The sequence below is a fragment of the uncultured Roseobacter sp. genome, assembly GCF_947488185.1.
In the GTDB taxonomy this organism is placed as follows: Bacteria; Pseudomonadota; Alphaproteobacteria; order Rhodobacterales; family Rhodobacteraceae; genus Roseobacter.
Genome location: NZ_CANKYM010000005.1, coordinates 139,180 through 153,635, shown reverse-complemented (window position 1 = coordinate 153,635; position 14,456 = coordinate 139,180). Strand labels below are relative to the sequence as shown.

Annotated in this window: 16 protein-coding genes; 9 read left to right on the top strand and 7 right to left on the bottom strand. The window is 59.8% G+C overall.

The window, feature by feature from the left end; all coding sequences use genetic code 11:
- Positions 1–123: 123 nt before the first annotated feature.
- The 7 genes from Q1A52_RS18865 to Q1A52_RS18835 all read left to right on the top strand — a co-directional run bounded on the left by Q1A52_RS18865 (position 124) and on the right by Q1A52_RS18835 (position 6,694).
- Positions 124–1,245 (top strand): OmpP1/FadL family transporter, encoded by a 1,122-nt coding sequence (locus tag Q1A52_RS18865; protein ID WP_300018977.1) that lies wholly within the window; start codon positions 124–126, stop codon positions 1,243–1,245.
- A 107-nt stretch (positions 1,246–1,352) separates the two neighbouring features.
- Positions 1,353–2,279: a DMT family transporter gene (locus Q1A52_RS18860; protein WP_300018975.1), complete on the top strand. Its 927-nt coding sequence runs from the start codon at positions 1,353–1,355 to the stop codon at positions 2,277–2,279.
- A 61-nt stretch (positions 2,280–2,340) separates the two neighbouring features.
- Positions 2,341–3,189, top strand: a complete 849-nt coding sequence (locus tag Q1A52_RS18855) for an ATPase (protein ID WP_300018972.1) — start codon at positions 2,341–2,343, stop codon at positions 3,187–3,189.
- Between the two features lie 91 nt (positions 3,190–3,280).
- On the top strand, positions 3,281–4,198 hold the full coding sequence (metA, locus tag Q1A52_RS18850) for a homoserine O-succinyltransferase (protein WP_300018969.1): 918 nt from the start codon (positions 3,281–3,283) through the stop codon (positions 4,196–4,198).
- Between the two features lies 1 nt (position 4,199).
- Positions 4,200–5,165 (top strand): alpha/beta hydrolase, encoded by a 966-nt coding sequence (locus tag Q1A52_RS18845; RefSeq protein ID WP_300018966.1) that lies wholly within the window; start codon positions 4,200–4,202, stop codon positions 5,163–5,165.
- Positions 5,166–5,214: 49 nt separating this feature from the next.
- Positions 5,215–6,084 carry a polyphosphate kinase 2 gene (gene ppk2 / locus Q1A52_RS18840; protein WP_300018964.1) on the top strand — a complete coding sequence of 290 codons (870 nt, stop codon included), beginning with the start codon at positions 5,215–5,217 and terminating at the stop codon, positions 6,082–6,084.
- Positions 6,077–6,694, top strand: a complete 618-nt coding sequence (locus Q1A52_RS18835; RefSeq protein WP_195821954.1) for a TetR/AcrR family transcriptional regulator — start codon at positions 6,077–6,079, stop codon at positions 6,692–6,694. The genes ppk2 and Q1A52_RS18835 overlap by 8 nt, the downstream gene beginning before the upstream one ends.
- Here the strand turns inward: Q1A52_RS18835 and Q1A52_RS18830 are convergent, their stop codons facing one another.
- The 5 genes from Q1A52_RS18830 to Q1A52_RS18810 form a co-directional block, all read right to left on the bottom strand.
- The gene (locus Q1A52_RS18830; RefSeq protein WP_299783408.1) at positions 6,695–7,726 is read right to left on the bottom strand and encodes a Hint domain-containing protein; all 1,032 of its coding nucleotides are present in this window, start codon (positions 7,724–7,726) and stop codon (positions 6,695–6,697) included.
- A 212-nt stretch (positions 7,727–7,938) separates the two neighbouring features.
- Complete coding sequence (rpsI, locus tag Q1A52_RS18825; protein WP_299783409.1) at positions 7,939–8,427, bottom strand: 30S ribosomal protein S9; 489 nt, start codon at positions 8,425–8,427, stop codon at positions 7,939–7,941.
- Positions 8,428–8,429: 2 nt separating this feature from the next.
- Entirely contained in the window at positions 8,430–8,891 is a 462-nt protein-coding gene (gene rplM / locus Q1A52_RS18820) for a 50S ribosomal protein L13 (RefSeq protein WP_299827371.1), read from the bottom strand.
- Between the two features lie 250 nt (positions 8,892–9,141).
- Complete coding sequence (locus tag Q1A52_RS18815) at positions 9,142–9,417, bottom strand: hypothetical protein (protein ID WP_300018961.1); 276 nt, start codon at positions 9,415–9,417, stop codon at positions 9,142–9,144.
- Positions 9,418–9,515: 98 nt separating this feature from the next.
- Positions 9,516–10,931, bottom strand: coding sequence for a PLP-dependent aminotransferase family protein (locus tag Q1A52_RS18810; RefSeq protein WP_300018958.1), 1,416 nt, complete (start codon positions 10,929–10,931; stop codon positions 9,516–9,518).
- 94 nt (positions 10,932–11,025) lie between these two features.
- On the opposite strand from Q1A52_RS18810, the gene Q1A52_RS18805 reads away from it, so the two are divergent.
- Positions 11,026–11,259: a DUF1127 domain-containing protein gene (locus Q1A52_RS18805; RefSeq protein WP_299783413.1), complete on the top strand. Its 234-nt coding sequence runs from the start codon at positions 11,026–11,028 to the stop codon at positions 11,257–11,259.
- Positions 11,260–11,317: 58 nt separating this feature from the next.
- Here the strand turns inward: Q1A52_RS18805 and Q1A52_RS18800 are convergent, their stop codons facing one another.
- Both Q1A52_RS18800 and Q1A52_RS18795 read right to left on the bottom strand, forming a co-directional pair.
- Positions 11,318–12,250 carry a kelch motif-containing protein gene (locus tag Q1A52_RS18800; RefSeq protein WP_300018955.1) on the bottom strand — a complete coding sequence of 311 codons (933 nt, stop codon included), beginning with the start codon at positions 12,248–12,250 and terminating at the stop codon, positions 11,318–11,320.
- A 59-nt stretch (positions 12,251–12,309) separates the two neighbouring features.
- Entirely contained in the window at positions 12,310–12,741 is a 432-nt protein-coding gene (locus Q1A52_RS18795) for a PaaI family thioesterase (protein ID WP_300018952.1), read from the bottom strand.
- Between the two features lie 354 nt (positions 12,742–13,095).
- On the opposite strand from Q1A52_RS18795, the gene trmFO reads away from it, so the two are divergent.
- A complete protein-coding gene (gene trmFO / locus Q1A52_RS18790) occupies positions 13,096–14,451 on the top strand; it encodes a methylenetetrahydrofolate--tRNA-(uracil(54)-C(5))-methyltransferase (FADH(2)-oxidizing) TrmFO (protein WP_300018949.1) in 1,356 nt (451 codons plus the stop codon).
- The last annotated feature ends 5 nt before the right edge of the window (positions 14,452–14,456 follow it).

Below are 14,456 nucleotides of genomic sequence, written 5' to 3'. Positions count from 1 at the left end.
GGGGTAACAGCCGAGGCTTCCCTAGCGTCACGAATTGACCGGACCGGGGATCGTGATTTATTGCCCCTGCCTACTTGAAAACATCACGCAGAATTATAGGCGCATCTTCTGGGGAGGAGATTCATGAGAAACTACCTTAAAAGTGTAACGGCATTGTGTCTTGCTGCCGGGGGCGCGCACGCAGGTGCCCTGGACCGGACGGGACAGCCTGTTGACGTGCTCTTCGAAGATGGGCGTTACATCGAATTCAGCTTTGCCACCATATCGCCGACACTGAGCGGTACTGGAACAACCCTCACACCCGGGGTCGGGTCTGGCGATATTTCACCCGCGTACCAGCAATACGGCGCCGCATATAAGGCGGATATCAATGACCGGCTGTCCTACGCAATTATCCTTGACCAGCCGTTCGATGCCTCGGTCGATTACCCCACGGGCACCGGTTACTTTGCGGCCGGCTCTTCAGCCGAATACGATTCGATGGCACTGACCGGCCTCTTGCAATACAATGTCGGCAATGGCGCGAGCGTTTACGGGGGCCTGCGGCTGCAATCCGCAGAAGCCAATGCTACGATCCAGTTCAACACTCCTGTTCCCGCGCTGAACCTTGACTACGCCGTTGATGCCTCTCGCGATTATGGTGTGGGATATGTTTTCGGTGTCGCCTATGAGAAGCCCGAAATCGCGCTGCGTGTTTCTTTGACGTATAACTCCGAGATATCGCACGCCAACGACACCTTCGAGACGAGCGTGGCTCTGGGAACAAGATCATCCGTCACCGAGTTCGAAACACCACAGTCGCTTAATCTTGCGTTTCAAACCGGCATTGCGCCCAACACACTCTTGTTTGGTGGCATCCGCTGGGTGGACTGGTCCGACTTTGCCCTGACCCCCTCCTTGTACTTCCAGCGCACCGGCGGCGCATCTTTGCTGAGCTACGCTGAAGATGTGACCACCTATACACTCGGCGTCGGGCGGAAACTGAACGACACATGGTCCGTCGCAGCCTCCTTGGGATACGAGCAGACGCAAGGCAATCTGTTCACCAACCTCGGCCCCTCCGATGGCCAGCGCAGTGTCGGCCTTGCCGCGATCTACACGCAGGGCAAGATGAAGATCACAACCGGTATCCGCTACGTGCGGATCGGGGATACAACGACCGTTGCCGGGCCATTCTCCCCGGCAGGCACATTCGAAAACAACGATGCTGTCGCCATTGGCGTCAAGATCGGCTACACCTTCTGACGTACTAGACGACCGAACAAACCCGAGAGCCCCGTGGACGAAAATCTGCGGGGCTTTCGCGCATGATCCGGGTGGCTATTCGACCCGGCCCTGCCTAGGCTCCCGGCATGACACAGCAAATGACCCTCTCGACCAGGACCTGGGCCGCACTGATCCTGCTCGCGATGATCTGGGGCGCCTCCTTTCTGTCGATTCGCATCGCATTGGATGAAATCGGCCCGCTGACCTCTGTGGCGCACCGCACCTTCTGGGCGATGCTCGTGCTCTGGCTGGTGGTTGCGGTCATGCGGCTGCCGGTCCCGCGTGATCCTGCCGTTTGGATGGCGTTCCTGATCATGGGATTGCTCAACAACGTGATCCCCTTTGGCCTGATGGCTTGGGGGCAGCTGCACATCGAAACAGGGCTGACCTCCATCCTCAACGCCGCGACTGCCGTGTTCGGGGTCATCACGGCGGCGATCTTCTTTGCGGACGAGCGGTTGAGCCTGCGAAAAGCCATTGGCGTCACGTTTGGGTTCACCGGTGTCGCCACGGTCATCGGGCTGGAAAACCTGCGGGATTTCAATCTGCAATCGCTCGCCCAGCTTGCCGTGCTCGGCGGGACGATCTCCTACGCATTGGCCAGCGTCTGGGGCCGCAAGACCCTGTCGGGGCTTTCCCCACAGGTGGCCGCCGCCGGTATGCTGACTGGCTCGACCCTCGTCACCCTGCCCCTTGCCGTGGTAGTCGAAGGCCCGATCCAATTCGACCTCGCACCCGTGACGCTGATCGCCATTGCCTACTACGCGGTGATCGCCACCGCCGGGGCTTATCTGCTTTATTACTACGTGCTGGCGCGGGCGGGCAGCGGGAACCTGATGCTGGTCACCTTGCTGATCACCCCCTTTGCCATCCTGCTCGGCGCGCTGGTGCTGGATGAAAAGTTGAGCCCCAATGTCTACGCCGGTTTTGCGCTGCTGGCGCTGGGGCTTGCGGTACTGGACGGGCGGCTCCTGCGCAGGCGTCGAAAATCGCCGCGGGTTGTCGCAGACTGATTGACCCCTTCCATGGTCGCAGCTAGGACTGAGGGCCACTCACGCCGTCAGGACGGACCACATGCTTTATTCTTCCGCTGCCGACTGGCGCGCTGCCCCGCGTAAATCCGTGCTGGTCTACGGCATGTCCGGTCTCGGCAAGACCCATATGTCGAACCTGCTGCGCGCCAGCGGCGACTGGTTCCACTACTCCATCGACTACCGCATCGGCACCCGTTACATGGGCGAATTCATTACCGACAACGCCAAGGCCGAGGCGATGAAAGTCCCCTTCCTGCGCGAACTGCTGATGAGTGACAGCATCTACATCGGTTCCAACATCACCTTTGACAATCTGGCGCCGGTAGCCACCTATCTGGGCAAACCCGGTGACCCGTCAAAGGGCGGTTTGCCAATGGCGGAATACACACGTCGACAGGACCAGTTCCGGCAGGCGGAAATCTCCGCACTCTATGATACCGCGCATTTCGCGGAGCGGGCCGAGGCGCTTTATGGCTATCCCCATTTCATTTGTGACACCGGCGGGTCGATCTGCGAATGGGTGGACGCGGCGGATGACAGCGACGCAATGCTGGCGGATCTGGCCAAACACTGCCTGCTGATCTGGATCAAGGGAGATGAGGCACACACGCAGGAGCTGATCCGCCGATTTGATCGCGCGCCCAAACCCATGGCCTATCAGCCCGAATTTCTGACCCATGTCTGGCAGGAATATCTGAGCGAAAACAATTGTGTCGAGGTGGATGTTGATCCTGATGCTTTTGTGCGTTTCACCTATGCCCGGGCACTGGCGCATCGGCAACCGCGCTATGCGGCCATGGCGCGCTGGGGGGTGACGGTGACCGCCGATCAGGTGGCTGCCCTGAAGACCCCGGAAGACTTCGAGGATCTGATTGCCGCCTGCCTGTAAGACTGCGTCACTGACCTGTGAGACAGCCCCCCTTGAGACAGCCCCGGCAAGGGGCTATCTGACTGCTCTGACATAGCGCCGGAAAAACACCATGCCGATCAAGATACCCGCAGACCTGCCCGCTTATGACGTGCTGACGCGCGAAGGTGTCATGGTCGTCGATGAGGATCAGGCGGCGCGTCAGGATATCCGGCCGCTGCGCATTGCGTTGCTGAACCTGATGCCCAAAAAAATCCAGACTGAGAACCAGTTTGCCCGGCTGATCGGGGCAACCCCGCTGCAGATCGAACTGAACCTCATCCGCATGTCGGAGCATCAGACCAAGAACACCGCTGCTGCGCATATGGAGAGCTTCTACCGCCCGTTTCAGGAGGTGAAGGATCAAAAATTCGATGGGTTGATCATCACCGGCGCCCCCATCGAGCATCTGGCTTTCGAAGAGGTGACTTATTGGAATGAGCTGCTCGAAGTGATGGATTGGACCCAGACCAATGTTCATTCCACCTTTGGCGTCTGCTGGGGCGGAATGGCGATGATCAACCATTTCCACGGCGTGCAGAAACACATGCTGGACGGCAAGGCGTTTGGCTGTTTCCGGCACCGCAACCTTGCGCCTGCGTCGCAGTACCTGCGCGGCTTTTCCGACGACTGCGTCATCCCCGTGTCCCGCTGGACCGAGATGCGGCAGGCAGAGATCGACGCCGCCCCGGGCCTGAGAACACTGCTGGGCAGTGATGATGTCGGCCCCTGTCTGGTCGAGGATCCAGACCATCGCGCGCTCTATATCTTCAACCATTTCGAATACGACCGGGATACGCTGAAACAGGAATACGACCGGGATGTCGCCGAAGGTAGCGCCATCACCATGCCCGCGAATTATTACCCGGAGGATGATCCCACACAGATGCCGCTGAACCGGTGGCGCAGCCATGCGCATCTCCTTTATGGCAATTGGATCAACGAGATATACCAATCCGCCCCCTTCGAGATGGCACGCATTGGGACGTAACGTGCTGCTCTTTGCCCTCTTGCTGATCCTGCTGACCGTTGCGGTCGTGCACTGGCGCGCCGCGGCGCGTGAAACGCAGGCTGAAACCGCCTATCCACCCTCCGGTCAATTTATCGAGGTGGATGGCACGCGCGTTCATCTGCGCATCGAAGGGCAAGGCCCGGATCTGGTTCTGATCCACGGCGCAAACGGATCAATGCGCGATTTTACCTTCGACTTGATGGGGCGTCTGACCGACCGCTACCGCGTCATCATGGTGGACCGCCCGGGGCTGGGCTGGAGCAGTCGCGCAGGGGAGAGCTATACCGGCGTGTTGAACACCTGGGCCGAACCGCCGGCGGTGCAGGCGCGCGTGCTGCAAAAAGCGCTGGATCAGGTTGGGGTGACACGTCCGATTGTTCTGGGCCATTCCTACGGCGGTGCTGTGGCGCTGGCCTGGGCGCTGGAACGGCCGGAGGATACGGCGGCGTTGGTCCTGCTCGGGGCCGCCTCCAACCCCTGGCCCGGCAACCTCGGCCTGCTCTACCAGATCAATTCGACGCGGATTGGCAGCGCGTTGATGATCCCCCTGATTGCGGCCTTTGCCCCCGCGGCGCGCATTGAGGAGGCGGTCGCCTCCATTTTCGCGCCACAAGCGACACCTGACGGGTATCTCGATCACTTCGGGCCCGAAATGACACTGCGCCGCCCCACGCTGCGTGCGAATGCGCAACAGGTCAACAGCCTGCGCCCGCATGTCGTCGAGATGGCAACGCAGTACCCTAGCCTGAGCCTGCCCGTGGAAATCCTGCATGGCACCGAAGATACCATCGTGCCGCTGCGCGTTCACTCCGAACCTCTGGCGCAATTACTGCCCAATGCGACGCTGATCCGAATGCAAGGTGTGGGCCATATGCCACATCACGCCGACCCTGATGCCGTCGAAGCGTCCATTGACCGGGCGGCAACCCGCGCAGGTTTGCGTTAAGCCTGTTAACATCCCATATTGAAAGCAGAGCACCTGCCCCGGAGGGCCCATGAACCTGCCATTTGACGGCGCGATCAGCACCTACTTTGCCTCAGAAGCCCCCAAGGACATCCGCGCCGCCATCAAGCGGAGTGAAAAGGGCGATATCCTGTCCGATACCTACCCGCACAGCGAGCGTATGGCGCGCAAGCCCTACGAGAAGGAACTGGCAGCCCTGCAGATCGAACTGGTCAAGATGCAGGCCTGGGTCAAGGAAAGCGGTGCACGTGTCGTGATCGTCTATGAAGGTCGTGACGGTGCCGGAAAAGGCGGTACAATCAGCCGCTTCCGCGCCAATCTTAATCCGCGCGGTGCCCGTATCGTCGCCTTGCAGAAACCGACCGATACAGAGGCGGGGCAATGGTATTTCCAGCGCTATGTGGCCCATCTGCCGACGGTTGGTGAAATGGCGTTCTATGATCGCAGCTGGTACAACCGCGGCGTTGTCGAGAAGGTCTTTGATTTCTGCTCCGACACGGAACGGGAGAACTTTTTCACGCAGGTGACGCCCTTCGAGGACACGTTGGTGGAAGATGGCGTACATCTTTTCAAATTCTGGCTGAACGTCGGGCGCGCCGAGCAACTGCGGCGCCTTTTGGCGCGGGAATGCGACCCGCTGAAACAGTGGAAACTCAGCTGGATTGACGTCGAGGGTCTCAAACGCTGGGACGCCTACACGGATGCGATTGGAGAAACCCTGACGCGGACCCACAGAGAAGCGACCCCCTGGACCATCGTGAGATCAGACGACAAGCGCCGCGCGCGGCTCAACGCCATCCGCACGGTGCTGCACGGGTTGGACTACGCGCGCAAGGATGCCCGCGCGATTGGCAAGATCGACACATCGATTTGCGGTGGGCCGGACATCTGGGATGCCTAAACGCGGCTATCATCATGGCAACCTGCGTCAGGCTTTGATTGACGCGGCGCTGCAGCTGATCGAGGCACGGGGACCGATGGGCTTCACCCTGTCAGAGGCGGCCAAACAGGCGGGCGTGACCCCTGCTGCCGTCTACCGGCACTTCGAAGGGCGTGAGGACCTGATTGCCGAAGCCGCGCTGCAGGGCTACGAGATTTTTGCCGACCTGATGGAATACGCGTATGAAAAGGGCCAACCCTCTGCGCTGGCGGCCTTTTCCGCAACCGGGCGTGCCTATCTGGCCTTCGCGCGCAAATATCCCGGCCACTACATCGCGATGTTTGAAAGCGGGATTTCAGTAAATCGCACGCCCGAACTGGCCGCCGTCGCCACCCGCGCCAACAGTGTTCTGGAAAAGGCTGCCACCGATCTCAGCCAGCACATCCCCGAAGACAAACGCCCGCCTGCGTCCATGTTTTCAGCGCATATCTGGGCGTTGAGCCACGGGGTGGTTGAGCTTTTTGCGCGCAATTCACCGGGACGCGCTTCGCCCTTTCCGGCGGATGATCTGTTGGAAACGGGGATCGGTATCTACTTGCGCGGGCTTGGGCTGATTAACCCCGACGACTAGTCAGGCTGCGAGGTAGGAGCGCAATGCCGCAGCCTCGCGACCGTTCAGGGTCATCGTTGCGGTCACGCCGAAGCTTTCAAAACCACTGCCCAAAACGGGGAAAAGCGCGTCCAGTTCCGCGCGCTGTGCCGCTTCCAGGGTGCCGAGTGCGTTTTCTCCGTAAAAGAAGCTTTCGGTCAGGGCCCCGTTGGCGCGGACGATCTGGTGGCTGTCGAACATGAAATGCGTGTAGGTCACGCTCTCTCGCGGATCCAGACGCACGCCGGGCACGCCGACCAAGTGTTTGGCTGCCACCAACACTTCGGATTTGCCGAAGAGAAGGTCGGCCATGGCGTTCTTTATCCAGATGCGGTGCTGCTGAGAGACGGTCAGCGGTGCATTGTTGCCGATTGCCCCCGCGTCGAACACAACCGGTGCAAAAGCGCCCTGCCCGGTCACTGTCGTGCTGGCCACCCATTGCACCGGCAAATTGCCTTTGTCCAGGGTCCAGAGCGCCTGGCCAACCCTGATGTCCTCGACCGCAATCTCTCCGTCTGCCGTCGCGATCCGCGTACCTTCCGCAAAGCAGGTGACATAGTTATTGTAGCGCGACGTCCCGGTGTTGTTGCCCCCGATCTTGACGTATGACGTGCCGTCCTGAAGCAGTTCGCTGGTAGCAAAGCCCCAGACATCACCGAAATTGCCGTTTTGCGAGAAGACATAGACGCTGATTGTCGGGCCCGTCTGGTTCCCGTTGTCGTCCAGGGCGCGGATGCTGATGATCGATTCCGATTCAACCTGCGTGCCGTCGGCAACCAATCCATTGCCATCGGTTATGACGTGGCTGCCAGGCTGATCGTCGTTGAAACGCCCGCCACCCCCGCCGGTGTCGTTCAGGGATACTTCCGTTCCACTGCCACCGGTGTATTCGAAAACCGTGCCGTTGGGCGTCGAGGAGTTGTTGATGATCGGATTGCCGACGATGCTCCCATTGGAACTCGACTGTACGACGAGGCTTTCGCTATCGAAGGCTATGAAATTCCGTATCACCATATCACGTCCAAACGTATTGAATTACCACATTAAAGTAACGGGGAATTATGCCGTAAGTGCGACTCGGCCAAGCAAGATTAGCGAGAAATTGCCTAAAACTCGGTAGCTTTACATCAGGGATCGCCCACACCATCCAGATGCGTCCTAGACTGTGCCTTGAAACGCAAAAGGCCGCCCGGGGTGGACGGCCTTCTGACATCTGTTGGAAAAGCTTAACGCTTGGAGAACTGGAAGCTCTTGCGCGCTTTGGCCTTGCCGTATTTCTTCCGCTCGACCACGCGGCTGTCGCGGGTCAGGAAGCCGGCGGCTTTCAACGCGCCCCGCAGGGACGGATCGTAAAGCTGCAGCGCTTTTGACACGCCGTGCTTGACCGCGCCGGCCTGACCGGACAGACCGCCGCCCTTGACAGTGGCCACCACGTCAAACTGGCCTTCGGTGCCGGAAACGGTGAACGGCTGTGCCAGGATCATCTGCAGCACGGGGCGCGCAAAATATTCGTTCTGCGGCTTGCCGTTCACGGTGACCTTGCCGGAGCCAGGCTTGATCCAGACGCGGGCAATCGCGTCTTTCCGCTTGCCCGTTGCGTAGGAGCGACCCAGATCGTCACGGACCGGCTCGCGCGGCGTTTCGATCACTTCGGGGGCAGCTTCGAGACCTGCGGCCTGGCCGAGCTCTTCGAGTGTGTTGATTTCTTCAGCCATGCTCATGCACTCCGGGTGTTTTTGCTGTTCATGGATTTCACGTCCAGAACTTCGGGGCTCTGCGCCTCGTGAGGGTGTTCACCACCTGCATAGACGCGCAGGTTGGTCATTTGCTGGCGGGACAGACGGTTGCCGGGCAGCATGCGCTTGACCGCGAGGGTTACGACGCGCTCGGGGTGTGCACCGTCAAGGATTTGCGCCTTGGTACGGGATTTGATCCCGCCCGGATGGCCGGTGTGCCAGTAGTGATGCTCTTCACGCTTCTTGCCGGTCAGCTGGATCTTGTCCGCGTTGATGACAATCACGTTGTCGCCCATATCCATGTGCGGTGTGAAGGATGCTTTGTGTTTGCCGCGCAGACGTTGCGCGATGATCGAGGCAAGACGGCCCAGAACAACGCCCTCGGCGTCGATCAGGATCCATTTCTTGTCGATATCTGCGGGTGTTGCAGAAAAGGTTTTCATGGACGGTTCCCCGTTTGAGGTGAAAGACTGTGCTGTCGCATCAGTCCAAATTCGATTAGGGGGTTATACAGCAGCCAAATTGCGGGTCAAGCGGCAGAACTCAGGTAATACCTCGTAATATCAATGGTTTAAAAATAAGGTATTATTTTACCCCAGTGGCTTCATGACTTATCTAGTCGCAACCATTGCGTCGTATAAGGAGGCTCTGCGATGTGATGCGCGTACAGCAACACCTATCGTCAAATCCAGGTCACTGGATGTAGGCCGTTGGTGCAAAGCGCCAAGCCTCAATTTCTGTTTCCCAATTCTCGTTCAAATCGTCAGTGAACGATTGTAGTTGCTGTGCTGTCTCATGAGCTTTTTGCGACGAAACCCGCAAGTATGATCTGTAAATATTGTCTACATACAGCTGATCCAGCGCAGTCCTGATCATAGCCAAATGAATGTATAGGTCAGTCTTATCCATGCTGTCATCGACGCTCTGAAGCCGGTCAAACTTCGCTGTTGCATCAATGATCCACGGCATTGCAATTCCTATCATCGGCGGCCTTCGGTACTTGAATGTTTCCTGCCTCGAAGGTGACTTACGTGCCGGGAATACCGTAAGTGTGATGGTGTCGAAACTCAAACGCTGATCTGCTCCGGCGGGTTGTCCAGAAGCTGGCACAGCCGTGTTATCGCAGCCTCAAAGCTGCCGAGCGATACGCCTGCGTTGACCGCCATCCGCACCGCATGGGGCGCACGCGCGTCGCGGCAGACGAACTCCTCGGCGGATCTGATCTGAACACCCACCGCCTCGGCGGCCTGGCAGAATGCCCCTGCCCGCCAGCCCATCGGCAACCGCAACCACAAAAACGGGACATCCTCTCGCCAGCTCAGATCGTACCCGCCCAAGATATTCACGGCGCTTTGCACGTAGATGTTGAAGGCACGGCGGGTCTCCTCGGTCAGCGTATCGATCTGCGGATGCATCAGAAGCAACGCGGCCACATCGCTCATCGGGGTGGCCAAACCAAAGAAACTGTGTTCGGCGTTGCGGCGCAGGACTGACCATTTGCCTTCAGGCGCAATCGCAAAGCCAAAGCGCAGCGCGGGTGTGACCGTCTTGGCAATCGACGAGACGTACCAGCCGCGTTCCGGCGCCAGCATCCGGTACGACGGGGCGCGGTTCACGCCCATCCGGTAACAATCATCTTCCAGGATCTGCACATCGTATTTGCGGGCGATCCGGGCGATCTCTTCACGCCGGGCCAGAGGGGTGAACCCGCCCGTCGGGTTATGCACTTCCGGCGAGGTACACAGGACCTGCGCATCATGGGACCGCATCGCCTGCTCGAAGGCGTCAGGCAGGATCCCGTTAGCATCCATCGCAACCGGCACAACATCGGCCCGCAACATCTCGGCTGCGCGGCGGAACCCGGGATAGGCCAGTTCCTCGATCAGCACCGTCGGTCTGCGCCCCTCAAGGATTGATTGCAGCACCATCAGGACAGCGTTCTGTCCACCATGGCAGAGCACGATGTCCTTGTCGCCGAGCGGGCCCAGCGGCGTCCCTTCCAACCAGCGTAACACCGCACGCCGCGCCGGGCGGGCGCCGGCACGGCTGGGATAGTGCATGACGCCCGAGGGTGGGTCCTCTGCCACCTGCACCATCAACTGCCGGATCAGCTTGTCCTGACCAACGCAGGGCAGATGCGGCGAGAACAGGCTGACATTGTACTGCTCGCCATCTTCTTCTGCGTCATGCGGCACAACGTCGATCTCAATGGGTGCATCCGATACCCGCGTATGGTGCGGCGGGGCCACGAAGGTGCCGCGCCCGACCTCGGCATTCAAGATGCCTTCGTCAGTCAGGATCGTATAAGCGCGCGCCACGGTGCCTGGTGTGATGCTCAGCTTCCAGGCCAGATCGCGCACGGGGGGCAGCTTGTCTCCGGGCTTCAGATCACCCGCCTCTATCCCCTGTCGGATACTACTAACAACCGATTGATACTTTGGGCCCTGCCCGTCGATCAGCATCGGCTGCCAAATTGTACCCATTACAATGTTTTCCTAGCGCGTTTGTATCAATTATCGTATCAATATTTCATAGCTATACCGCTACATTGTGTCAATACAATTCAGGAGATTTCCCATGACACACGCACAGACACCATCGCCCCGGACCTTGGCTTTCCTCAACGAGGCCAAAGAGATGCCAACACTGGCCATCGTCGCGATTGAGTTTGCTGTCTGCGTGACGAAATGGGCCACACGCTACCGTACCAGACGCGCGCTGAAACAGTTGACGGTCTGGCAGCTGGACGATGTGGGACTGACACCAAGGCAGGCTCGTGACGAGGCGGCCAAGGTGTTCTGGCGCGCGTAACCTCCCCGGTACGCGACCAGACCTCTTCCTCAAGGCCGGGTTTTATCCCGGCCTTTTTTTAGGGTGTCTCGGAGATCTCGATACATTCGATGCTGGTCAGCTCCGGCTCGCCTCCGCGCGCACCGCTGCCAGCCGCGATCCAGAGCTTGCGGTCGTGCACGCAGCAATTCGTTCCATGGCGGGCCCGGTTGAGGCTTGGCCCCATGCGCCAGGCTTCTGTGGTCGTATCGAATATCTGCATCTCGACAAAGGCTTCCATGCGCCCGGCCTCGCCCCCCACGTAGTGGATTTTGCCATCAATCACACCCGTCCCGCCGGCGGCGGTTTCAACGGGCAAGGGTTCATCATGAACGGACCATGTGCCGGTCTTGAAATCATAGACATCGACATCGCCGATCGTGGCAAAGAACAGCGCATTATAGTCCTGTCCATTGTGGCGCCCGGTCTCCCGTCCGCCAAAGAAGTACAGTTTATCCGCCACAATTGCACAGGGCGCGTGGTCTCGCTTGTTCGGCGCATCGGGCAGCACCTGCCACTCACCTGTCTCGGGATTGATCCGGTCAAACCACGCCTGCGTGCCGGAGTGATGCCCGTCGATGATCCCGCCGACCACGTAGATCCAGCCATCCGTATGCAGCGCGCAGCCCGCCGCCCCGCGCCGCCGCTCCTTCGGGATACGCGGTCCCTCTTTCCAGGTGTCGCTATCGGGCTGATAGATATAGACGGTCTCCAGCGGCGTTTCGCGCGGGAACGCCCCCGTCATCGTGCCCAGCAGCCAGATCTCGCGCCCGACGATGACCGGTTGAAAGTGGTGGATTTCCATCGGTGGCGGGGACGCGGACGTCCAGGTTTTGGTCTTGGGATCAAAGATGTCGACCGGCTGAATGCGCCGCCCGCCAAAGAGGTAGAATTTGCCGTCAAAGGCCGCAAATCCGTTTTCGTGCCGACAATGCGGCGTGCCCGTACAGTCCAGCGTGATCCAGTCCAACATGGTTTCCCCCGTTTTCAGACCAGAGATGACCAGATCGGCGCCGGTTGAACAAGAGCCTCTTACGCGGGTGTTTTTGCCGGTGGAATGGCGTAGGTGAGGCTTGCCCGGGCAACGGGCGCATCGACGCCTTCCGAGTAGATCAACACATCGCTGACCGACAACTGCCTGCCCAGCTTCAGCAGCCGCACCTTGCCGATCAGATCGACCCCCGCCGCCGGCTTGCGCATGAAGTCGATGCTGCAATTGGTTGTCACGGCCAGCGCCTGCGGGCCGATCCGCGCGAGCGTCATGAGATAGGCCCCGACATCCGCCAGCGCAAAGAGTGTCGGACCTGAAACGGTGCCACCCGGGCGCAGATGCTTGTCACTGACATTCAGACGCACGGTCAGCGCCTCGGGCGCCACCTCCTCGACGGTGAAATCATCGGCCACCTGCTCAAACACCTGATCCAAAAAGGTATTCAACGCGGCTGCGTCCATTTTGATGTCCATGCAGATGCCCCCTTGCCCTGTCGTCACGTTGAGCGAATTCTCCCCGCAGAGCAAGCCAGCGCATGAGCTGGGAACATTTGACGCCACGTCGCACGATTGTTTCCAAATCGGCGCAGCAGAGTTTCTACCTGCGGTATTTTAATTTGGGCAGGAACGTGGCAACTATAGGGCAAGGCGGAAACGTCTTGATGATTTTGGGTCGCCGTGGGCGGAAGGTCCCTCCAAACCAGTCTCTCGCTGGTTCGACATTCCCGCAGCGGCGACCCCAAAAACTCCCCTCTCACATCACCACGCAGGAGTAGTACCGCCGTGCTTGCGGTTGCACCGCGTGGGGGCCTGCCTTACATGGCGGGCATGACAGAAGAATTGCATATCGTCGGCGGCGGCATGGCCGGATCGGAAGCAGCCTGGCAGGCGGCGCATATGGGCGTGCAGGTCGTATTGCATGAAATGCGCCCCAAGGTCGGCACATTCGCGCATCAGACCGGCCTTCTGGGCGAGATGGTCTGTTCCAACTCCTTTCGCTCTGACGACAATGAACAAAACGCCGTTGGTCTGTTGCATTGGGAAATGCGCGAGGCAGGCGGGTTGATCATGCAGATGGCCGACAAACACCGCCTGCCCGCAGGTGGCGCGCTGGCCGTGGACCGGGATCCCTTTGCACAATCGGTCACCGATGCGCTGGTCGCGCACCCGAATGTGTGTGTCGAATATGGCGAGATCACGGAGCTGCCCAGCGACGGCCAATGGATCATCGCCACCGGCCCGCTGACCTCCGGCGCGCTGGGGCAGGCCATTGCGGCGGAAACCGGGGCCGAGGCGCTGGCCTTCTTCGACGCCATTGCGCCGATTGTCTATTTCGACAGCATCGACATGTCGCGCGCCTGGATGCAATCGCGCTATGACAAGGGCGAGACGGAGGAAGAGCGCACCGCCTATCTCAACTGCCCGATGGACCGCGACCAGTATGAAGGGTTCATCGATGCGCTGATGGCCGCCGACAAGACCGAGTTCCACGAAGGCGAAACAGCCGGGTATTTCGACGGCTGCCTGCCGATTGAGGTGATGGCGGAACGCGGGCGCGAGACCCTGCGCTTTGGCCCGATGAAGCCCGTTGGCCTGACCAACCCGCATCAGCCGGACGTGAAACCCTATGCCGTGGTGCAACTGCGGCGCGACAACAAGCTCGGCACGCTTTACAACATCGTCGGCTTTCAGACCAAGATGAAATACGGCGCCCAGACAGATGTGTTCAAACGCATTCCGGGTCTGGAGAATGCCAGCTTTGCCCGGCTGGGCGGTATCCACCGCAATACTTTCCTGAATTCCCCGACGTTGCTCGACGGGCAGATGCGGCTGCGCTCACGTCCGAACATTCGCTTTGCCGGGCAGATCACCGGGGTCGAAGGTTATGTGGAATCCGCTGCCATGGGCCTGTTGGCAGGGCGTCTGGCGGCCAGTGCCATTTTGGGCAGCCCGAACGAGACACCACCTCCCAGCACGGCGACCGGTGCGCTGATCACGCATATCAGCGGCGGGGCCGAGGCCAAGACGTTCCAGCCGATGAATGTGAACTTCGGGCTCTTCCCTCCGGTTGAGGGCCTCAAGGGTGGCAGACGCGGCCGCAAGGACCGCTACAAGGCTTATACGGACCGGGCCAAGGCGGCCTGGCACGAGTGGCTTGGCACCGGCGCACTGGACGCCGCCTAGCCAAG